General features: G+C 74.9%; 15 protein-coding genes. 11 read left to right on the top strand and 4 right to left on the bottom strand.

What is annotated here, in order from left to right:
- The 6 genes from infB to WDV06_RS29420 form a co-directional block, all read left to right on the top strand.
- The coding region (gene infB / locus WDV06_RS29445; protein ID WP_395512841.1) for a translation initiation factor IF-2 at positions 1-2,018 on the top strand (2,018 nt) is incomplete at its 5' end.
- Positions 2,019-2,176: 158 nt separating this feature from the next.
- Positions 2,177-2,470, top strand: coding sequence for a DUF503 domain-containing protein (locus tag WDV06_RS29440; protein ID WP_395512840.1), 294 nt, complete (start codon positions 2,177-2,179; stop codon positions 2,468-2,470).
- 33 nt (positions 2,471-2,503) lie between these two features.
- Positions 2,504-2,956: a 30S ribosome-binding factor RbfA gene (gene rbfA, locus WDV06_RS29435; RefSeq protein WP_395512839.1), complete on the top strand. Its 453-nt coding sequence runs from the start codon at positions 2,504-2,506 to the stop codon at positions 2,954-2,956.
- The gene (gene truB / locus WDV06_RS29430) at positions 2,953-3,861 is read left to right on the top strand and encodes a tRNA pseudouridine(55) synthase TruB (protein ID WP_395512838.1); all 909 of its coding nucleotides are present in this window, start codon (positions 2,953-2,955) and stop codon (positions 3,859-3,861) included. Before rbfA ends, truB begins: the two co-directional genes overlap by 4 nt.
- Before the next feature lie 414 nt (positions 3,862-4,275).
- Complete coding sequence (locus WDV06_RS29425; protein ID WP_395512837.1) at positions 4,276-8,940, top strand: hypothetical protein; 4,665 nt, start codon at positions 4,276-4,278, stop codon at positions 8,938-8,940.
- A 125-nt stretch (positions 8,941-9,065) separates the two neighbouring features.
- The gene (locus tag WDV06_RS29420) at positions 9,066-10,025 is read left to right on the top strand and encodes a bifunctional riboflavin kinase/FAD synthetase (protein WP_395512836.1); all 960 of its coding nucleotides are present in this window, start codon (positions 9,066-9,068) and stop codon (positions 10,023-10,025) included.
- 68 nt (positions 10,026-10,093) lie between these two features.
- On the opposite strand, the gene WDV06_RS29415 is transcribed toward WDV06_RS29420, so the two are convergent.
- The 3 genes from WDV06_RS29415 to eccE form a co-directional block, all read right to left on the bottom strand.
- On the bottom strand, positions 10,094-12,709 hold the full coding sequence (locus WDV06_RS29415; protein WP_395512835.1) for an SCO5717 family growth-regulating ATPase: 2,616 nt from the start codon (positions 12,707-12,709) through the stop codon (positions 10,094-10,096).
- 320 nt (positions 12,710-13,029) lie between these two features.
- Positions 13,030-13,746 (bottom strand): hypothetical protein, encoded by a 717-nt coding sequence (locus WDV06_RS29410; protein ID WP_395512834.1) that lies wholly within the window; start codon positions 13,744-13,746, stop codon positions 13,030-13,032.
- A complete protein-coding gene (eccE, locus tag WDV06_RS29405; RefSeq protein ID WP_395512833.1) occupies positions 13,743-15,017 on the bottom strand; it encodes a type VII secretion protein EccE in 1,275 nt (424 codons plus the stop codon). The genes WDV06_RS29410 and eccE overlap by 4 nt, the downstream gene beginning before the upstream one ends.
- 263 nt (positions 15,018-15,280) lie before the next feature.
- Here eccE and eccB point away from each other — a divergent pair, with 263 nt between their 5' ends.
- From eccB to WDV06_RS29385, 4 genes are all read left to right on the top strand, one after another.
- On the top strand, positions 15,281-16,861 hold the full coding sequence (eccB, locus tag WDV06_RS29400; RefSeq protein ID WP_395512832.1) for a type VII secretion protein EccB: 1,581 nt from the start codon (positions 15,281-15,283) through the stop codon (positions 16,859-16,861).
- 15 nt (positions 16,862-16,876) lie between these two features.
- Positions 16,877-18,115, top strand: a complete 1,239-nt coding sequence (gene mycP / locus WDV06_RS29395) for a type VII secretion-associated serine protease mycosin (RefSeq protein ID WP_395512831.1) — start codon at positions 16,877-16,879, stop codon at positions 18,113-18,115.
- A 150-nt stretch (positions 18,116-18,265) separates the two neighbouring features.
- Entirely contained in the window at positions 18,266-18,586 is a 321-nt protein-coding gene (locus tag WDV06_RS29390) for a WXG100 family type VII secretion target (RefSeq protein WP_045946039.1), read from the top strand.
- 36 nt (positions 18,587-18,622) lie between these two features.
- Entirely contained in the window at positions 18,623-18,934 is a 312-nt protein-coding gene (locus WDV06_RS29385; RefSeq protein ID WP_045946038.1) for a WXG100 family type VII secretion target, read from the top strand.
- 86 nt (positions 18,935-19,020) lie between these two features.
- On the opposite strand, the gene WDV06_RS29380 is transcribed toward WDV06_RS29385, so the two are convergent.
- Positions 19,021-20,049 (bottom strand): aspartate-semialdehyde dehydrogenase, encoded by a 1,029-nt coding sequence (locus WDV06_RS29380; RefSeq protein WP_395512830.1) that lies wholly within the window; start codon positions 20,047-20,049, stop codon positions 19,021-19,023.
- 260 nt (positions 20,050-20,309) lie between these two features.
- Between WDV06_RS29380 and WDV06_RS29375 the strand changes: the two genes are divergently transcribed.
- Positions 20,310-21,785: a M28 family metallopeptidase gene (locus WDV06_RS29375; protein WP_395512829.1), complete on the top strand. Its 1,476-nt coding sequence runs from the start codon at positions 20,310-20,312 to the stop codon at positions 21,783-21,785.
- The last annotated feature ends 149 nt before the right edge of the window (positions 21,786-21,934 follow it).

The raw sequence follows: 21,934 nt of genomic DNA, 5'->3' as shown, positions 1-21,934 counted from the left end.
AGCACCACCGGTTCTGGGCACACCAGAACGACGCCTCGCTGCCCCACCCGCCGGCCGGCTCCTTCGCGGGCGGCCCGGGTGCCCGTGGTGGCACGCAGGGTGCGTTCGGCCGTCCCGGCGGGCCCGCCCGTCGCGGCCGCAAGTCGAAGCGTCAGAGGCGCCAGGAGTACGAGGCCATGCAGGCCCCGTCCGTGGGCGGCGTGATGCTGCCCCGCGGCAACGGCGAGACCGTTCGCCTGTCGCGCGGTGCGTCCCTCACCGACTTCGCGGAGAAGATCAACGCCAACCCGGCGTCGCTGGTCGCGGTCATGATGAACCTCGGCGAGATGGTCACTGCCACGCAGTCCGTCTCCGACGAGACCCTCCAGCTCCTCGCCGACGAGATGAACTACACGGTTCAGATCGTCAGCCCGGAGGAGGAGGACCGCGAGCTCCTGGAGGGCTTCGACATCGAGTTCGGCGAGGACGAGGGCGGCGAGGAGTTCCTGCTGCCGCGTCCGCCGGTCGTGACCGTCATGGGTCACGTCGACCACGGTAAGACCCGCCTCCTCGACGCCATCCGCAAGACGAACGTCGTCGCGGGCGAGGCCGGTGGCATCACCCAGCACATCGGTGCCTACCAGGTCACCACCCAGGTCAACGACGAAGACCGCAAGATCACCTTCATCGACACCCCGGGTCACGAGGCGTTCACCGCCATGCGTGCCCGTGGTGCGAAGTCGACCGACATCGCGATCCTCGTGGTCGCGGCCAACGACGGCGTCATGCCGCAGACGATCGAGGCGCTCAACCACGCCAAGGCCGCCGGCGTCCCGATCGTCGTCGCGGTCAACAAGATCGACGTCGAGGGTGCCGACCCGACCAAGGTCCGCGGTCAGCTGACCGAGTTCGGTCTGGTGGCCGAGGAGTACGGCGGCGACACGATGTTCGTCGACATCTCCGCCAAGCAGGGTCTGCACATCGACTCCCTGCTGGAGGCCGTCGTCCTCACCGCCGACGCCTCGCTGGACCTGCGCGCCAACCCCGAGCAGGACGCCCAGGGCATCGCGATCGAGTCCCACCTCGACCGCGGCCGCGGTGCCGTCGCCACCGTCCTCGTCCAGCGCGGTACCCTCCGCGTCGGCGACACGATGGTCGTGGGCGACGCCTACGGCCGTGTGCGCGCCATGCTCGACGACAAGGGCAACAACGTCGAGGAAGCGGGTCCGTCGACCCCCGTCCTGGTCCTGGGTCTCACCAACGTCCCCGGCGCCGGCGACAACTTCCTCGTCGTCGACGAGGACCGCACCGCCCGTCAGATCGCCGAGAAGCGTGCTGCGCGCGAGCGCAACGCCAACTTCGCCAAGCGCGTCCGTCGCGTGTCCCTTGAGGACCTCGACTCCGTGCTCAAGGCCGGTCTGGTCCAGGAACTCAACCTCATCATCAAGGGCGACGCGTCCGGTGCGGTCGAGGCCCTGGAGTCCTCGCTGCTCCAGCTCGACGTCGGCGAAGAGGTCGACATCCGCGTCCTGCACCGCGGTGTGGGTGCGGTCACCGAGTCGGACATCTCGCTGGCGATGGGCTCCGACGCCATCGTCATCGGTTACAACGTCCGTGCGGCCGGCCGTGCCGCGCAGATGGCGGACCGCGAGGGCGTCGACGTCCGGTACTACTCGGTGATCTACCAGGCCATCGAGGAGATCGAGGCGGCCCTGAAGGGTCTCCTCAAGCCGGAGTACGAAGAGGTCGAGCTCGGTACGGCGGAGATCCGCGAGATCTTCCGCTCGTCCAAGCTGGGCAACATCGCCGGTGTCCTGGTCCGCTCGGGCGAGGTCAAACGCAACACCAAGGCGCGGCTCCTGCGCGATGGCAAGGTCATCGCCGAGAACCTCACCATCTCGGGTCTGCGCCGCTTCAAGGACGACGTCACCGAGATCCGCGAAGGCTTCGAGGGCGGTATCAACCTCGGCTCCTTCAACGACATCAAGATCGACGACGTCATCGCGACGTACGAGATGCGCGAGAAGCCCCGCGCGTAAGCGCGAGGCGGTTCGCACCGTGTCGTAACTGCACACCGGGGCCGGTCGGCGGAATATCCGTCGATCGGCCCCGGCCGTTGCGTGTACGGTTCTGGTGACCCTGCCGAGCGACGGCCGGCAGGCCACCGAACCCGCACCGGCGGGATATCCGGAACTGCATGTACGTGGGGACTCTGTCCTTCGATTTGCTCCTCGGCGACGTCCACTCGTTGAAGGAGAAACGCTCCGTCGTCCGGCCCATCGTCGCCGAGCTCCAGCGCAAGTTCTCCGTGAGCGCGGCCGAGGTGGGCGACCAGGACCTGCACCGCAGGGCCCGTGTAGGGGTCGCCCTGGTGAGCGGGGACGCGGGGTTCGTGTCGGACGTGCTCGACCGCTGTGAGCGGCTGGTCGCGGCACGTCCGGAAGTGGAGCTGCTGTCCGTCAGGCGGCGGTTCCACGGTGATGAAGACTGATTGCTTGTCTGCAAGGAAGAAGGAGACGGACCAGTGGCCGACAATGCGCGGGCGAAGAAGCTGGCGGACCTCATCCGGGAGGTGGTGGCGCAGAAGCTGCAGCGTGGAGTCAAGGACCCCCGCCTCGGCACGCACGTGACCATCACCGACACCCGGGTCACCGGCGACCTGCGGGAGGCCACGGTCTTCTACACGGTCTACGGCGACGACGAGGACCGGGCCAGCGCGGCAGCGGGCCTGGAGAGCGCCAAGGGCGTACTGCGTTCCGCGGTCGGCCGGGCGGCGGGGACCAAGTTCACGCCCACCCTGACCTTCGTCGCGGACGCCCTCCCGGAGAACGCCAGGACCATCGAGGACCTCCTCGACAAGGCGCGCGCCTCCGACGCCCAGGTGCGCGAGGTCTCCTCCGGCGCCCAGTACGCCGGTGACGCCGACCCGTACAAGAAGCCGGGCGAAGAAGACGACGAGGACGCAGCCGCGGAATGAGCACCAACGCAGGGAAGACTCCGGACGGCCTTGTCATCGTCGACAAGCCGTCCGGCTTCACTTCGCACGACGTGGTCGCCAAGATGCGCGGGATCGCCAAGACCCGCCGCGTCGGCCACGCCGGCACCCTCGACCCCATGGCGACGGGAGTCCTCGTCCTCGGCGTCGAGAAGGCCACCAAGCTCCTCGGCCACCTCGCGCTGACCGAGAAGGAGTACCTCGGGACGATCCGCCTCGGGCAGTACACCCTCACGGACGACGCCGAGGGCGAGATCACCGCGTCCGCCGACGCCTCCGGGGTCACCCGGGAAGCCGTGGACGCGGGGATCGCCAAGCTGACCGGCGACATCATGCAGGTGCCGTCCAAGGTCAGCGCCATCAAGATCAAGGGCGTGCGCTCCTACAAGCGCGCCCGCGACGGCGAGGACTTCGAGATCCCGGCCCGCCCGGTGACCATCTCGTCGTTCCAGGTGTACGACATGCGGGAGGCGGAGGCCGAGGACGGCACCAAGGTCGTCGACCTGGTCGTCTCCGTCGTCTGCTCCAGCGGCACCTACATCCGCGCCCTCGCCCGCGACCTGGGCGCCGACCTGGGCGTCGGCGGCCACCTCACGGCGCTGCGGCGCACGCGGGTGGGCCCGTACAAGCTCGACAAGGCGCGCACGCTGGACCAGCTCCAGGAGGAGCTGACCGTCATGCCGATCGGCGAGGCGGCCGCGGCCGCGTTCGCCCGCTGGGACCTGGACGCCCGCCGGGCCTCGCTGCTCGCCAACGGCGTGCGGATCGAGATGCCGGACGAGTACCAGGACGGCCGGACCGTGGCGGTCTACGGGCCGCAGGGCCAGCTGCTCGGGCTCGTCGAGAGCAAGGGCGGCAAGGCGAAGTCCCTGGCGGTCTTCGTCTGAGCCGCCGCCGTTCGGCAGGCTGCTCCTTCGACGTGGAGCGGTGAGCGCACACCGACTGCTGCTCACCGCTCCACGACCCCCCTCGGGTAGGTCTCTATCCACCCGGAGCCCCATATTCACTCGACCGAGCAGGCGCTCGGAGTGAATTGAGGGAGCGCGAGGGGGCGCTTTCGGCACACGCGCTTTTCGTCTCGATCTTCACTTGCCTACCGTCATGACCACGGGTCCCGTGTGCGGGGGAGTGGTGCGGCGTTGACGGACGAGGTCACAGGCGGTGCGGAGGCGGGCGCCGGCGCGGGTTCCCGGAGGGCTGCGGGATCCCCGGGGCCCTCCTTCGGATCCGCGGAGGCCGCCGCGGGCTCGGAACTCGTCACGATCCGTGATCCGGCCGGCCGGACGTGCGGCAGCGGGTTCGTGGCCGACGACCGCGGGACGGTGCTGACCGGCCACGAGGCCGTCGAAGGCCTGGCGCGGATCGAGCTGTGCGCACCGGGCGGGCGGACCTGGTGGACCGGGGCCGACGAGGTGATCGGCCTGCCGGAGCTCGGGCTGGCGCTGGTGCCGAGCGACGGCCTCGGCCTGCGGCCGCTGCCGGTCGCCGCGTGCGGGAGCGTCCTTTCCGGTACGTACGTACGCGTCCTGGCGCGGGGCTGGCGCCAGGCGCGGGTGCTCGGGGCGGGCGCGGAGGTCTCCCACACCGCGGCCGGCCGACGATGGCTGCTCCCCGCCACCCTGGAGCTGGCGATCGGCACGGACGGCCGGGACGCCCTGCGGCTCGGCGGTGCGGCCTGCGGCGGGCCGGTCCTCGACGCGGAGACCGGAGCGGTGCTCGCGGTGGTGGGCACCGCTCTCACGGCGGAACGGCGCTCCGGCAGCTTCGCCGTCCCGCTGCGCGAGGCCGCCGCCACCGCGCCCGGCGGGCCCCTGGCGGCCCTGCTGGAGCGCAACGCGGCCACCGTCCCGGCGTACGGGGCCGACCTCAACCTGGCGGGGGTCCTGGAACTGACCGCGACCACCCTCGGCTCGGCGCTCCCCGCGGCCGGCGGCGGGGGACCGGGGCCGGAGCCCGCGGCACGCCCCGCGATCGCCGCCGGGCTGGCCGCCTTCACCGCCGGCCAGGACCTGATCCTCGGCCTCGTCGGCGACCCCGGCACCGGCCGCACCACCGCCCTCGCCACCCTGGCCGCCGACCGCGCCCGCGGCCCCCGCCCGGCCCCGTCCCTCTGGCTGCGCGGCGCCGACCTGCGCCCCGACGACACCTCCCTGGCCGACGCCGTGACCCGCTCCCTGGCGGAAGCGGCCCGCGTCACCGCGACGGCCACGGCCGCCTGGAGCGACCCGGCGGGGGCGGGCCCGGCCAGGGCCGGGGTGGCGGGGGACACGGTGCGCGTCGCAGGTACCGCGGGCATGGCGGGTGCGGCGGGCGCCGGTGGGGTGGCCCCGGGTTTCGGGGGCCGGGCGGGCGCGGCCGGCCTGGCAGGGGCGGGAGGGGACGCCCGCAAGGTGGCCGGGGTTGCCGGGGCTGTCGGGGCTGCCCGAGGAGGGGAGGGGGACCCGGCCGGAGGGGCGGACGCGAGCGGGGCGATGGCCGAGCGGGTGGCCCGGCTCGCCGCCGCAGCGGGCCGGGCGCTGCTGGTGGTACTGGACGCTCCCGAGGAGATGCCGCCCGGCCTGGCGCACCGTCTCGCGCCGTGGACCGTGGCCACCGCCGCGTGGCTGTGCGGAACCGGGGCCCGGCTGGTGGTCGCCGCCCGGCCCGAGTACTGGGAGCGGGCCGGCGCGCTCTGGCCGCCGGAGTTGCTGCACACCCCCGAGCGCTCCGTCCGGCGGCTCCCGCCCGCCCTGCCCGTCGGCGACCTCACCCCGGCGGAGGCCGAGACGGCCCGGGCCCGGCTCGGCATCCCGCCGGACGCGGTGCGGGAGGCCGACGCACGCCACCCCCTCACGCTCGGCCTGCTCGCGGGCCTCCGGGCCGCCGGGGTCACCGGGGGCCGTCCGACGCGGGACGAGGTCTTCGCCGCCCACCTGGACCTCCTGTTCCTCCGCGCGGCGGTCCGCATCGCCGCGGACCCCCACCCGATCCCCGCCCCCCGGCCCGGCGGCCCTGCGACCCGGGCGGCCGGCGGATCCCCCGGGCCCGCCGTCCGTGGCGCGGCGTCCCGTTCCGACGCCGCCGCTCCGCGGGATGTCCGAGGCGGATTCTCCGGCCCGGCCGCCCCCGCGCCCCGGCACACCCCCTGGGGGTCCCCTCCGGTGGCCGGCGGCGCGCACCGGGAGGGCCCGGCCGGGTCTTCCGGTCCGGCCGGCGGATCGCACCCCGACGGCCCCACCGGATTCCCCTTCCCGACCGAGCGCTGCCCTTCGGTCCCGGGACCCCGCCAGGGCGCCCACGACGGGGCCACGGCCACCGGAGCCGGGCCGACGGCCTCCCGCGTAGAGGCTCCGGCGCCCGGGAACCCTCTCGTCGGCCGCTGGACCGCCGAGGGCCGGACCTCCGGATCCCGGACCGCCGCAGGCCGGTCGTCCGCCGGAGGCCGGCCGCCCCAGGCGCCGTCCGGCGAGGTGCCCCGGGCCGCTGCGCCCGACGGGGCGGAGCGGTCCGCCCCTGCGGGAGCCCGCTCGGCATCGGTGACGGCCGGAAGCCCTTACGGCTCCTGGTCCGGCACGGACCGGCCCTCCGGCGTGTGGTCCGGCGCGGACGACGCGTCGCCCGCTCCCCGGCCGGGCGCCGACCGGCTGTCCGGCTCCAGGCCCGGTACGGACGGGCCGCCCGGCCCGTGGTCCGGTGCGGACGGATCCTCCGGTGCTTCGCCGGGCGCCGACGGGCCCTCCGGCGTGTGGTCCCCCGCGGACCGCTCATCCGGTCCTTCGCGAGGCGCCGACCGGTGGGCCGGCTCCACGCCGGGCGTGGACGGGTGGTCCGGGGGCGGCGACGGGCTCTCGGCGGACGCGGCAGGCGGCGGCGACCGGCTGTCCGGCGTGTGGGCCGGAGCCGGCGCGGGGCGGGCTCCTCGGGCCGGCGGCGGCGAGGACTCCGGCCCGTGGACCCGTACGGACGGCGCCCGCGGCCCATGGCCGGGCGCAGGCCGGGCCTCCGGTTCCGGGGGCGGGCCGGGCGGCCGGGACGGCGGGGAGCGGCCCCGCCCGGACGGGCGCGGGGCGGGGGACCGGGGCGGGGAGGACCCCGGTGGGCCGGTGGGCGGCCAGGGGGACGGGGCTCCCGCCGCCGGGGTGTACGGCCCCGGGGTGCGGCGGCTGGCCGCCCGGGTGGCCGGGCGGGTGCACGAAGCCGCGCGGCGGTGCCTCGGGCCCGGGCAGGGGCAGCTCGACCGGGCCGCCTTCGAGGAACTGTTCCCCTGGCGCACCGGCTGGGCCTCCGCCGTCCTCACCGAGGGCCTGCTCGTCCCCGCCGGCCCCGGCTACCGCTTCGCCCACGAGGAGCTCTCCGACTGGCTCCAGGCCTGTCACCTCGACGTCCCGCGCGCCCTCGACACCCTCGTGCACTCCGGCCCGGCCACCCCCGGCCCGCCCGTCCCCCGGCACCGCATCGGGCCCGTGCTCGAAGCCCTGCGCCGGCTGCCCGACGCCGAGACCACGGAGGTGCTGGCCCGGCTGGTCGGTGCCCTCAACGACTTCGCCGAGGCCCCGCCCGGGGACGTCCACCCCGACCGGGTCTGGTGGGCCGCCCGGCTGCTGCGCGGAACCCTGCTGCGCGCCCCGGACGCCACCCCCTACCTGCCGGTCCTGCACGCCCTCGCCGAGCACGTGGCCCGGGCCGGCCCGGAGGACTTCGGCGGCTGGTTCTGGAACCGGCTCAGGCTGTCCGAGCCGGACCGGCTCGACCTGCTGCGCCGCCTCCTGCCCTCCGACCACCGCTACCTCGAAGCCGCCGGCCGCCGCCTCACCCGCGCCCCACAGCTCGTCATGCCCCTGGTCTGTGCCTGGTTCACCGACGAACGCCGGCTGCGCGGCCGCCCCGGAGCCACCGTCGCCACCGCCGCCCAGGCGCTCCTGCACACCCACCGCCGCCTCGCCCTCGACGACCTCACCGAAGCCCTCGTCGACGCCGCGCACCCCCGCGCCGACGAACTGCTCGCCGTCCTCGCCGAGGACGAGCCCTCCGCCCTGTCCCGCGCCGTCGACCGCTGGGCCCACGACGAGCGGCCCGGCCGGCGGGTGGCCGCCGCCGCGTACGGGCTCGCCACCGCTCCCCACGTCCGCGCCCCCGCCGACCGGGAACTGCTGCGCTTCGCCGCCGAGGCGCTCCTCGCCCGCCCCGGCGACCTCCCCCTCCACGGCAGCGCCCTCGGGATCCTGCTGCGTGACCCCCAGGCCCGCGCCCGCCACCTCACCGCCGCCCTCGACTGCTTCCGCGACCCCGAGCGCGGCTCCCGGCTGCCCGCCTCCGCGCTGGTCGCCGCCCTGCCCGTACTGCCCGACCCCGACGCGGTGTTCGACGCCCTGCGGGCCCGCGCCGACGGGGAGGTGCTGCGGGCCCTGGCCGCGCTGACCACCCCGGCTCTGGCCCGCCGCGCCGGTGACCTCGTACGTGAGCACCTCGCGCGGCACCCCGCCGACGCCCCGCACGCCGCCGCCTTCGTCGACCGTCGCCTGGAGCAGGGCCCGGCCGCCGCCCCCGTGCTGCGCCCGCTCGTCCTGGGCCTGCTGCGCGGCGCCCCGCCGCAGGTGCGGTCCGCGCTGGCCGGCGTACTGGCCGCCCCGGGAGGCGAGCCCACCTCCGCACTGCGGACCGAGCTGGCCGAGACCCTGCTGCGCGAGGAGCCCGACCCCCGCGTGCTCGGCGCCTTCCTGACGGCGGTCGCCGCAGCGGCCCGCACCCGCCCCGAGGACCGCACCCGCGAGCTGCTGCGGCGCACCGGACGGCAGCTGCTGCGCATCCCGGGCGGCCCCGAGGTGTTCGAGCAGCGCACGGTGGAGCTGGTCCGGGCCGACCCCGTCTTCGGGGCGCTGGTGGCCCGCTGGCTCGCCGAGGCCCGGGCGGAGGCGGCGGCGCTGCTCGGCCCGGGAGCCCGCCGTACGGTGGAGTCCCTGAGCCGGTCCGCCCCGGACGTCACCTGAGCCCGGGCGGGCGGTGGCACTGCCGGACTCCGATGCGGGGACCGGGGCACCGGCATGGCAGTCTTAGACCTGCAAAAGGCAATTCGGTACAGGGACTACACGGGTTCGGGCGAGGAGCGGTCACAGTGCAGCGCTGGCGTGGCTTGGAGGACATCCCCCAGGACTGGGGACGCAGCGTCGTCACCATCGGCTCCTACGACGGTGTGCACCGGGGCCACCAGCTGATCATCGGACGGGCCGTGGCCAAGGCCCGTGCGCTCGGCGTGCCCTCGGTGGTGGTCACCTTCAGCCCGCACCCGAGCGAGGTCGTCCGACCCGGCAGCCACCCGCCGATCCTGGCGCCGTACGACCGCCGCGCCGAACTGATGGCCGGCCTCGGCGTCGACGCGCTGCTGATCCTGCCGTTCACGGCGGAGTTCTCCCAGCTGTCCCCGGCCGACTTCATCGTCAAGGTGCTGGTCGACAAGCTGCACGCGCGCGCCGTCATCGAGGGCCCCAACTTCCGCTTCGGCCACCGGGCCGCCGGGAACGTGGACTTCCTGCGCGAGCTGGGCTCCACGTACGACTACGAGGTCGAGGTCGTGGACCTGGTCGAGCGCGGCGAGGCGGGCGGCGGCGTGCCGTTCTCCTCCACCCTGGCGCGCCGGCTGGTCGCCGAGGGGGACATGGAAGGGGCCGCCGAGATCCTGGGCCGCCCGCACCGGATCGAGGGCGTCGTGGTGCGCGGTGCGCAGCGCGGGCGCGAGCTCGGCTATCCGACGGCGAACGTGGAGACGGCGCCGCACACCGCGGTCCCGGCCGACGGGGTGTACGCGGGGTGGCTGACGGCGGACGGCGAGCGGATGCCGGCGGCGATCTCGGTCGGTACGAACGTGCAGTTCGACGCGACCGAGCGGACGGTGGAGGCGTACGCGATCGACCGCGTCGGGCTCGACCTGTACGGCAAGCAGGTGTCGGTGGAGTTCCTCGCGTACGTGCGGGGAATGGCGAAGTTCGACTCGCTCGACGGGCTGCTGGAGGCCATCGCGGACGACGTGAAGCGGGCCCGGGGGCTGACGGACGCCTTCGACGCCGCCCGCCGCTAGACGCGGTACCGCGACGGCCGAGGGCCCGTACCGTCCAGGACCTGGGCGGTACGGGCCCTCGGGCGTTCTCAGCCGAGGCGCGGATCGCGCGGGGGCTGACCGGGCTGCGGTGCCGGTGCGGGTGCGGGAGCCGGGGGCTGCGGCCAGGGCTGGCCGGGCTGCTGGTAGGGCTGCTGCGCGTACGGCTGCTGGTACGGCCCCTGGGGCTGCTGGGGCGGCTGCGGCTGCGGCTGCTGGGCCGCCTGTACGTGCTGCGGCGGGCCGCCCCACTGGCCCTGCGCGGCCTGCTGCTGGGCCCGTACGAAGTCCTCCGCGACCAGGGCCGAGAGGTTGAAGTACGCCTCCCGGGTCTTGGGCCGCATGAGGTCGAGGTCCACCTCGGCGCCTGCCGCGAGGTGCTCGTCGAACGGCACCACGACGACGCCCCGGCAGCGGGTCTCGAAGTGCTGCACGATGTCCTCGACCTTGATCATCTTGGCGGTCTCGCGGACCCCGGAGATGACGGTGATCGAGCGCGAGACGAGATCCGCGTAACCGTGGGCGGAGAGCCAGTCGAGCGTGGTGCTCGCGCTGCTCGCGCCGTCCACGGACGGGGTCGAGATGATGATCAGCTGATCGGCCAGGTCGAGGACCCCGCGCATGGCGGAGTACAGCAACCCGGTGCCCGAGTCCGTGAGGATGATCGGGTACTGGCGGCCGAGCGTCTCGATGACGCGGCGGTAGTCCTCGTCGTTGAAGGTCGTCGAGACCGCCGGGTCCACGTCGTTGGCGATGATCTCCAGGCCCGAGGGGGCCTGCGAGGTGAACCGCCGGATGTCCATGTACGAGTGGAGGTACGGGATCGCCTGGACCAGGTCGCGGATCGTCGCGCCGGTCTCGCGGCGGACGCGGCGGCCGAGGGTGCCGGCGTCGGGGTTCGCGTCGATGGCCAGGATCTTGTCCTGGCGCTCGGTGGCCAGGGTGGCGCCGAGCGCGGTGGTCGTCGTGGTCTTGCCGACGCCGCCCTTGAGGCTGATCACGGCGATCCGGTAGCAGGACATCACCGGCGTCCGGATGAGCTCCAGCTTGCGCTGGCGGTCGGCTTCGGCCGCCTTGCCGCCGAAGCGGAAGCCGGAGCGGGTGGGCTTGGGCTTCTGCTTGGCGCGGATCAGGCGGTCGGAGGACAGCTCGACGGCGGCGGTGTAGCCGAGCGGCGCGCCGGGGCCCTGGCCGGGCGGCTGCTGCTGGTACGGCCCCTGCGGGGGCTGCGGCTGCTGCGGAGGGACTCCGTACGGCTGGGGCTGCGGGGGCTGCGGCTGCTGGGCGGCGGGCGGGAACCCGTACCCCTGGGGCGGCTGGGGGTGCGGGGACGGCTGCGCCTGCTCCGGCGGGAACCCGTACCCCTGCGGGGGCTGTGGGGCCTGCGGCTGCTGGGGGGCGGGCGGGAACCCGTACCCCTGCGGGGCCTGCGGCTGCGGGGCTGCGTCCTGCGGGAACCCGTACTCCTGGGGCGGGCCGGAGGAGAAGGCGGGCGGCAGCGGCGGCAGATCGGCGCCGGGTCCCCCGAAGGGGGCGCCCGCAGGGGCGTACGGCGCCTGATCGGCGGGCGCGGGCGGGACGGCGACGCCCTCGGGCGGCGTGGCCGTCCGCCCGCCCGGAGCGTCCTGCGGCACGGCCGGGACCGGCCCCTGGGCCGGAACACCGGCCGCGGGCGGCTGACCGAGCCGGTCGGCGGCTGCCGGAGCGTCAGCCGGGGCCGCGTCCCCGGGCGTTCCGCCCTGGGCGCCGTCCGCGCCGGGGGGCGCCTGCGGGGGTGTGGCCGGGTAGCCCGGGACGGCGTCGGCGGCGGGGGAGGCGCCCTGGAACGGGACGCCGGGTGTGCCCGGGTGTGCCGAGGGGGCCGGGGCGCCGTCGGTGGAGGGCGGCTCGGGGGTCGGGTTCGGGTGGTTCGGGACGGCGTCGGTGACCGGTGCGGCGCCCTGGTACTGCCTGGGCGTCTCCGGGTGTGCCGGGGCTTCCGGGGCGCCGTCGCCGGGGGGCGTCTGCGGGGGCGTGGCCGGGTAGCCCGGGACGGCGTCGGTGACCGGTGCGGCGCCCTGGAGCGGGGCTCCGGGTGTGCCCGGGTGTGCCGGGGCGCTGGGAGGCGGCTCCGGAGTCGGGTTCGGGTGGGTCGGGACGGCGTCGGCGACCGGTGCGGCGCCCTGGTACTGCCTGGGCGTCTCCGGGTGCGCCGGGGCTTCCGGGGTGCCGTCGCCGGGGGGCGTCTGCGGGGGCGTGGCCGGGACGGCGTCGGCGGACGGTGCGGCGTCCTGGAACGGGGTCCCGGGCGTACCCGGTTGCGGGGGCGGCGGTGCCGGGAACCCGGCGTCGGCCGTCACGGAGAGCGGCGGCACGGTGGGTACGGCGAACGGCGCGGGGGAGCCCGGCTCGGCCCCCGGGGACGGCGTACCGGCCCGCGGCGCCGGCGGAGCGATCCGCATCGTCGGGGGCGAGACCACGTCCGTCGGACGGTGGGGCTCGAAGCCGCTGCCCTCCGGCAGCCCCGGCACCCCCGCGGCGGGCGCGGGCGGCGGGCTCTGCGTGTACCAGGCCGGCGGGGTGTAGTCGATGGTGAACTCGCCCGTCACATCGGGCTCCGCGTCGGACTGATCGTCCGTCGGGACATCCCACGTCCCGCCGCGCCTCTCGTTCCGATCGCCGCTCACTGATCCTCCTGGTCTGTCGAACACCGGTCAGGCGCCTCCTGTAAGACGCCGCGCCCGCGCTCAGCCTAATCGCGCTCCGTGGCCGCGGGCCCCGGAGGTCACGCCCCCACACGTCCTGCCTACAGGCCCTCCGGGCCCTGAGCAACCATCACCGGCGCCCGACGGCCACCCCGCCCCGACCGCTCGCCCCCGCGGCCGTGACGACGCGCAGACGCGACCGCACGCCGATGCCCGGCCGCCCGGACGCCCACCGACGACGGCATGACGGCAGCCGCCTCGCCGGAGCGGGGGCCTCCCGCGGCGCCCCGGCCCACGGCGGGTCAGTCGATGCGCCGGGCCGGCCCCAGCAGGCCCGTCTCCGTCTCCGTGCCCTGCGTCATCACGAACTTCCGGTCCTGCCGGGTGCACCACAGCGTCACCCCGTCGCCCAGCGTCGGCAGCGAGTCCACCGCGGCGCTCGGCAGCCGCATCAGCGCGCCCACCTGCTCCGCCTCGTCCGGCGACACCCGCTGCACCCCCACCAGCGCGGAGTTCCGCAGCAGCCGGGGCGCCGTCGGGCTCAGGTACGGCAGCAGGGTCAGGACCGACTGCCACGGCCCGGCGACCACCCGCCCGCGCGGCGGCCTCATCCCGCAGTCCCGGACCACCAGCACCGGACTGCCCGCCGACGCGCCCTGCGGCGGCACGCGGCCCACGTCGTGCAGGGTCACGCACTGCTGCCCGCCGCCGGCCGCGCGGGCCAGCCCGGACCACACCTGCGCGCGCCCCGTCTCCACCGCGACCCGCGCCCCCGTGGCGGCCGTCCGAAGGGCCAGCACCTGGGCCGTCCACAGTCCGCCGATCAGGGTGACCTCGTACGGGACGGGCCGGTTCACGCCCAGGACCGCCGGCCGCCCCCCGGCGTCCACGCCGATGACGACCCCGTCGTCCCCCACGGGCAGCGCCAGCGCGTCCAGGTCCGCCGCCTGGACCACGTGCCGTTCCCGGCGCGGCCCGACCAGCCCGAACCCGCCCCGCACCGAACCCGCACCCCTCATCGCGCCCCTCCCAGCGGCAGCGAGGCCAGCAGCCCCGGCACCTGCTCCCGGTCCAGCCGTACCAGGCCGGTCCGCACGCCCCGCGCCGTCCGCTCCAGCTCCTGCCGGGCCGCCACCAGCTCCTCGTCACTGCGCCCCGTCACCCGTACGTGTCCCGTCAGCGACACGCCCTGACGCCCGGCCGGGGCCATCGTGAGGCTGAAGTTCGTCGCCAGCGCGGGCAGCGAGGTCAGCAGGGCCACGAGCTGCGGCAGAGCGGCCCCCGCGCCGCCCAGCTGCGGCCAGCGGGCTATCCAGTAGGTGGTGTGCCGGCGGTCGTCGCAGCGCCACGTCCGCGGCGTCTCCTCCGTGCGCCGCCCGGTGCTCCCGGACCGGCCCGCCTGGGTGATCGCCATCGGGTTCGCGCACGAGGACGTCGCCAGCGCGCCCGTCAGTTCCTGCTCCGTCAGCACCGTGGCCCGGAACCCGGCCCCCGTCAGCCGGCTCGCCAGCTGGTCCGCCGCCCGCACCACGCACCGCTGCGCCCCCGTGAGCCCGCCGCCGCGCGCGGCGACCGCCTCCGGGCACAGCTCGGGGTCGAGCTTGAGGGCGATCCACGTCAGCCGCACCGCCGGGGCGCCCGTCTGCGCCTGGAGCGGGGCGTAGTTGCGCGTCGCCACCGCCTGCGCCGGCAGGTGCGGGGCCGGGGCCGGCTGGGTGTGCTGCACCAGCTGCGCCGACTCCAGCCGGATGCCGTCCACCTCCAGGATGTCCCGCACCGCGGACAGCGGCAGCGGCCGCGCCGTGCGCTCCGGACGCAGCGCCGTGGCCTCCATGTCGACCTGCACCACCGCCGTCAGGAAGGTGCCGTCGCCGACCAGGCCGACCGGCCGCCGGTCACGGCCCCCGAAGGTCGTCGTCCGCAGCGCCGGATCCGCCTCGACCAGCGGCGCCAGCCCCGGCTCGGTGCCCGCGGGCACCGTGGCGGACGCGGCCCGGCGCCGCCGGGCGCGCAGCGCGAGCGCTCCGCCGATCCACTCGGGCAGGGAGCGCTGGTGGCGCCGTACCAGGGCCAGCGGCACCAGCACCGCCGCGCAGGCCCCGGCGGGCACCAGCAGCAGCGGCTCCACCACCCAGGCCACGAGGAGCACGGCGGCGGCGAGCTGGAGGAGCACGAGCTGTTGCAGTCGGAACGGCCCCCACCGGCCGGTGCCCGGCCTCCGGTGCGGTGTGACCCCGCCGCGCGCGGGTGCGGTCCCGGCCGCCTGCGGCGCCGTCGCGGTGGCACCCACTGGCGCACCTCCCCAACTCGGGGGCGGAACGGGGAAGTCCGGCCGGCGCGCGGCCATGGCCGCCCGTCACCGGAATCCCCCCATCCACCCCAACAGCCCTGAATACCCCGGTCCGGAGGGATCCGCCGGGCTCCGGGTCGCCGCCCGGGGACACCCGACACCTGCCGACCCTCCGTCAAGAGGCATAGTAGGTCCCCGGTCCGACAAGCAGGGCCGGGGGAGCGGCCCCAACGACCGGGCCGTGCGGGGAGGAGCAGGCGGTCATGGCGTCACGGCGCGACGAGCTGAACGCGTACACCTTTGCGAAGCGGCGCACGGTGTCCGCCTTTCTGCAGCCCTCCGCCACCGGCACCGAGGAGGGCGCCCCGCGCCCGCTGCGCGCCGTCCTGCCCGGAGTGGTGGTCGGCGCCCTGCTGGTCTCCGGGTTCGGTGCCTGGGGGATGTTCAAACCGCAGGCGCCCAAGGGCTGGGACGAGCCCGGAGCCATGGTCATCGTCGGCAAGCAGTCGACGACCCGCTACGTGGTCCTCACCACGAAGATCAACGGCAAGGACCAGACCCGGCTGCACCCCGTGCTGAACCTGGCCTCCGCGCGGCTCCTCCTCGACCCGCAGAAGTCCAAGGTCGTCCAGGTCGAGGACAGGCTGCTGGACGCGGGCAAGCCCCCTCGCGGCCCCATCATCGGCATCCCCTACGCCCCCGACCGCCTCCCGGCGAAGGCGGACGCCGCCAAGGCCAAGCGCTGGGCCGTCTGCCAGCAGCCCGGCGGCAACAACCGCGGCGTGCAGACCGCCGTCTTCGTCCTCGCCGACCGCGAGGCGGGCCTGATGGACGACGCGCACCGCACCACCGACACCCAGCTGCTGTACGTGCAGAGCACCGGCGGGGCCAAGGAGCGCTTCCTGGTCGACTCGGCCGGCACGAAGTACCGGTTCCCCGAGGGGCGGCCCGACTCCGGGACCCTGACCACGGCGCTCGTCGGCACCGGGGCCACCCCCCAGCCGGTCACCGAGGAGTGGCTGGCCACCCTCAACTCCGGCGACGACCTCGGCTTCCCGCAGCTGCCCGGCACCGCCGGCGCCCCCGCCGCCGTCCCGGGGCTGGGCGGCACCGAGAACCGGGTCGGCATGGTGCTGACCGCCCAGACCGGCTCCGGCACCCAGCACTACGTCGTCCTGCCCGACCGGGTCGCCCCGGTCTCGGAGTTCGTCGCCTGGCTGCTGATCTCCGCGCCCGCGGCCGACGGCCTCAACATGCACGGCAAGGCCCACGAGGTCGACCTCCAGGCACTGAACCCCGAGGCCGCGGCGTTCAAGGACGACGTCCGCTGGCCCCGCAGGCGCGGCGGCCAGGTCAACCGGGTGGCGGCCGCACCCGGCTCCGCCCCGGCCGGCGAACAGCGCGACACCGTCTGCAACGTGCTGCGCTCCGTCGACTCCCAGGGCAACCAGACGCTGAGCACCTGGGCCGGAACCGGTTTCCCCGTGGACATCACCGCCAGCGGGACCAGCTCGTACGTCACCCCCGGCACCGGCCTGCTCTACACCCAGGTCCAGGGCCGCCAGGCCAACGCCGGGGGCGCCCTGTTCCTCGTCACCGACACCGGCCTGCGCTACGCCGTGCAGGCCAACGGCGACAGCGACGCCGAGCAGTCGAAGATCGGGGCCCGCGACCCGCAGGCCCCGGGCGCCTCCGGCGACGGCCGGCCCGAGCCCAGCCAGGCGCAGGTCCGGCTCGGCTACGGCGGGGTCGTCCCGGCGCTGGTGCCCATCGCCTGGTCGGAGTTCCTCTCCAAGGGGCCCCGCCTGGACACCAACTCCGCCCGACAGCCCCAGGGCTCCTGAGTGAGGAGACCGGCCGTGCCCCAGCCCTTCCGTGCCGCCGCCCTGCCGGTGGCCGCGCTGGCCCTCGTCGCGGCCACCGGCGGCCCCGCCCAGGCCCACCCTGCCCAGGTCCGGCCCGCGTACCTACGGGGCCCGGCCGGCGCCGGCGAGTGCACCTTCCCCATGAAGAAGCAGATCGCCGACCGCCCCTGGGCCCTCCAGCGGCTCACCTTCGACGCCCTGTGGGCGCAGACCAGGGGCAAGGGCGTCCGCGTCGCGGTCATCGACACCGGCGTCGACCGCGCCAACCCCCAGCTGACCGGCGCCCTCGACACCGGCGCCGGCCGCGATTTCCTCGACCCCAAGGGCGGTGACGGCACCAACGACACCGTCGGCCACGGCACCAAGGTCGCCGGACTGATCGCGGCCCGCCCCCAGCAGGGCACCGGCTTCGTCGGCCTGGCCCCCGAGGCCACCGTCATCCCCATCCGGCAGAACGACGGACAGGGCAACGGCAACGCGGCCACCCTCGCCCAGGCCATCGACCACGCCGTCGCCAAGGGCGCCCAGGTGATCAACATCTCCCAGGACACCGACGCCCCCCTGACCGCGGACTCCGAGCTCGCCAAGGCCGTCCAGCGGGCCCTGGACGCCAAGGCCGTGGTCATCGCCTCCGCCGGCAACGACGGAATGAGCGGCGAGAAGCGCCGGACCTATCCCGCCGCCTTCCCCGGGGTCCTCGCCGTCGCCTCCTCCGACCGCAACAACGAGCGGGCGGCGTTCTCCCAGCCCGGCGACTTCATCGGCATCGCCGCCCCCGGCGTCGACATGGTCTCCACCGTCCCCGGCTTCGGCCAGTGCATCGACAACGGCACCAGCTTCTCCGCCCCCTACGTCGCCGGGGTCGCCGCCCTGCTGCGCGCCAAGCACCCGCAGTGGACCCCGCAGGAGGTGGTCTGGCAGATCCAGAACACCGCCGAGCGCTCCGTCAACGGCCGGGACGACTACGTGGGCTGGGGCGTCGTGGACCCGGTCCGCGCGCTCACCCAGGACCGCGAGGTCCCCCGGGCCCCGGTCCCGGACCCCGGCCCGCCCCCGGCGGCCGCCCCGCAGGCCGTGCCGCTCCCGCTCACCGAGACCGCCCAGGAGCACGACGAACGGGTCGCCACGTACGCCCTGGGCATCACGGGGCTCCTCATCGCGGTCATCGCCGCGACCGCCACCGTGGTCCGCGACGCCCGCCGCCGTGTTGGGCGTGTCGGTCGAACTGACTAGAGTGGCCGCAGGCTTCACGACTGTGATCGGGGGAGGGCGTGAGGCAGAGGGGGAACTCCGTTGTGCGCGGCTCGAATCCGCGCCCGGACGATCCGCTCCGCCGCGCGATCCCCCGCTTCGGCCGGGGAATTGAGAAGTGAGGAGCTTCGGATGACTACCAATTTCGGACTTGCCGACGATCCGGTCGTCAAGGCGGCCAACAAGATCTCCGAGACCGGCGACGCGGTGTCCCGCCAGGCGCGCGAGCTGGCCGACATCCTGGCCACCGCCGCCGCGGGCTGGACCGGTGTCGGAGCCGATGGGTTCAAAACGGCCCAGGCGCAGCTGAACGAGGACCACGACGCGATCCGCCGCCTGCTCCGCGTGCTGCACCACGCCGTGTCGGAGACCAAGAACCTCACCAACGCGCAGGACGAGGAAGTGCACCAGGTGTTCACCCAGTTCCAGAAGTCGGGCCTCGACAGCCTCTGAGCCGCCCGCCCCGCACGCCAGCCGAAGGAGAAGAGCATGTCCGGCAACAACGACGGCCACACCCGGGTACGGTACGAGAGCGTCCAGCAGATGGCGGACCGCATCCGCGTGGTCTCCAGGAACATCCTCAAGGACCTGGAGGAGATGGAGTCGGCCGTGAAGGTCGTCACCGACACCTGGGACGGTGAGGCGCACACCCAATACCTGGACCTGCAGAAGAAGTACCACGCGCGCGCCGACCACATGCAGAAGAAGCTTGAGGAGGCCGCCCGCCTCATCGAGCACGGCAAGGGCGCCTACCGTGCCACCGACGTGAAGGCCTCCCAGCTGTTCACCGAGGCCTTCTGAGCCCCACGGGACACCGCACACGGCATGCGAAGAGGGGGGGGGCCCCCCCCCCGCGCCCCCCCCCCTCCGCGTCCGCGCCGCGGGCGTCAGCCGCGCAGCTCCTCGGCCACGAGCTCCGCGATCTGCACCGCGTTCAGCGCCGCGCCCTTGCGCAGGTTGTCGTTGGAGAGGAACAGCGCGAGGCCGTTGTCGACCGTCTCGTCCACCCGGATGCGGCCCACGTACGAGGCGTCCTTGCCGGCGGCCTGGAGGGGGGTCGGGATCTCGGACAGCTCGACGCCGGGGGCGTCCTTCAGCAGCTCGTAGGCGCGCTCGACGCTGAGGGGGCGCTCGAAGCGGGCGTTGACCTGGAGGGAGTGGCCCGAGAAGACGGGGACGCGCACGCAGGTGCCGGAGACCTTGAGGCCGGGGATCTCCAGGATCTTGCGGGACTCGTTGCGGAGCTTCTGCTCCTCGTCGGTCTCGAAGGAGCCGTCGTCGACGATCGAGCCGGCGAGCGGGAGCACGTTGAAGGCGATGGGGCGCTTGTAGACGCCCGGCTCCGGGAAGTCGACCGCGCCGCCGTCGTGGACCAGACCGGTGGCGCCCTCGGCCACGGCCTTGACCTGGCCGTCGAGCTCGGCCACGCCCGCCAGGCCGGAGCCGGAGACGGCCTGGTAGGTGGTGGCGACGAGCGCGGTCAGGCCGGCCTCGTCGTGGAGGGGGCGCAGCACGGGCATCGCGGCCATGGTGGTGCAGTTCGGGTTCGCGATGATGCCCTTGGGGCGGTTCTTGATCGCGTGCGGGTTGACCTCGGAGACCACGAGGGGGACCTCGGGGTGGCCGCGCCAGGCGGAGGAGTTGTCGATCACGACGGCGCCCTGGGAGGCGACCTTCTCGGCGAGGGCCTTGGAGGTCGCGCCGCCCGCGGAGAAGAGCACGATGTCCAGGCCCGAGTAGTCGGCCGTGGCGGCGTCCTCGATGGTGACCTCCCGGCCTTCCCACTCCAGCGTGGAGCCCGCGGAACGGGCCGAGGCGAAGAGCCGCAGCTCGTCGACCGGGAACTTCCGCTCGGCGAGGATGCTGCGCATGACTCCGCCGACCTGTCCGGTGGCTCCGACGATTCCGACCCTCACGGTGACTCCTTCGATACGTGGACGCGGGCGCGCGTGAAGCCATCATGCGTTCGACCCCACGAGGCTTGTCCAATCCATTGTCCGAGGTGCGGACAGTGTCGGACCCGTGAACCCCGGTGACGAGTCCGTGACGGGCGTGTTGCAGGGCCGCCGAAGGTCCGTTTTGCCTGGTCGAAGCCGGTTAGCGTCCGTTCAGCCGTGATCGTTATCCGGACACGGCGCACCAGTTGCCGAAACCGCCACCCGGGGGGAACACCACCATGCGGACCATCCGCCGCCGATCCATACCCGCCCTCGCCGCCCTCGCGGCCGCCACCGTCGCCGCGCCCGTCCTGCTGGCCGCCGCCCCGGCGGCCGCCCACCCGCGCGACGGGAAGCTCGCCAGGGAGCTGGTCGAGGAGGTCACCGCGCGCGGGGCCTACCGCCACCTGGCGAAGTTCCAGCAGATCGCCGACGCCAACGGCGGCAACCGGGCCGCGGGCTCGCCGGGCCACGCCGCCTCCGCCGCCTACGTCCACGACACCCTGAAGAAGGCCGGCTACGAGGTCTCGTACCAGGACTTCGACATCTACGAGGCGCACACGAAGACGGAGAAGACCACCGTCCTCGGCGAGCAGCCGCGCGAGCTGGCCACCGCCGCCTTCACCTTCACCAAGTCCACCCCGGCCGGCGGGCTGACCGCCCCGCTGGCCCTGGCGCGGGTCGACGAGACCCCGGGCTGCACCGCCGACGACTACCCGGCCGGCGCCTTCACGGGGAAGATCGCCTTGGTCAAGCGGGGCGCCTGCACCTTCGCGGAGAAGCAGCGGGCCGCCGCGGCGGCCGGCGCGGCCGGCGTGATCGTCTACAACCACAGCGGCACCACTCCGGTCCGCGGCGGGTTCTCCTCCCCCTCCGAGGGGATCATCCCCAGCGCGGGCATCACCCTGGCCGACGGGGAGGCGCTGGCCGCCGCCGCCGCGAAGGGCGAGGTGAAGGTGCGCCTGGAGCTGGACCAGGAGCACGTGAAGAAGACCACCCGCAACGTGATCGCCGAGACCAGGGGCGGCCGCGCCGACCGCGTCGTCACGCTCGGCTCGCACCTGGACTCCGTCCCCGAGGGCCCCGGCATCAACGACAACGGCTCCGGCTCGGCCGGTCTGCTGGAGGTGGCCCTCAAGCTCGCCGACGAGGGCGCCAACAAGAAGGGCAGGGGGCCGGCCAACAAGGTGCGCTTCGCCTGGTGGTCGGCGGAGGAGCTGGGCCTGCTGGGCTCCGAGCACTACGTGGCGCAGCTGTCGGACAAGCAGAAGAAGGACATCGCCCTCTACCTGAACTTCGACATGATCGCCTCGCCGAACCCGGTGCAGTTCGTCTACGACGGCGACGACTCCGACAAGACGGGCGCGGGCGCGGGCCCGGCCGGTTCGGCGCAGATCGAGTCGCTGATCAACGGCTTCCTGGACCGCAAGGGCAAGCCGCACGAGGGCAGCGACTTCGACGGCCGCTCCGACTACGGCCCGTTCATCGAGAACGGCATCCCGGCGGGCGGCACCTTCACCGGCGCCGAGGGCATCAAGACCGCCGAGCAGGCCAAGCGCCACGGCGGCACCGCCGGGGCCCCGTACGACCCGAACTACCACGGGGCGGGGGACACCCTGAAGAACCTGGACCTCAAGGCGTTCGACACGAACCTGGACGTGATCGCGTACGCGGTGGGCACGTACGCCCAGGACCTGAGCTCGCTGGGGAAGTGACGTAGCGGGCCCGAGGGGGGCATGCGGGAGGGGGGGGGGGGGGGGGGGGGGGGGGGGGGCGGGGCCCCGCGCCCCCCCCCCCCGCGGGGGCCGCGGGGGGGGGTTTGTTTCTTCTTACGCTCGCGGGGGGCGGGGGCGGGCGCCCCGGG

The sequence above is a fragment of the Streptomyces racemochromogenes genome (assembly GCF_044129415.1).
GTDB classification, from domain to species: Bacteria; Actinomycetota; Actinomycetes; order Streptomycetales; family Streptomycetaceae; genus Streptomyces; species Streptomyces racemochromogenes_A.
The sequence above is the reverse complement of the archived record's forward strand: the minus strand, read 5'-3'. Positions and strand labels throughout refer to the sequence as shown.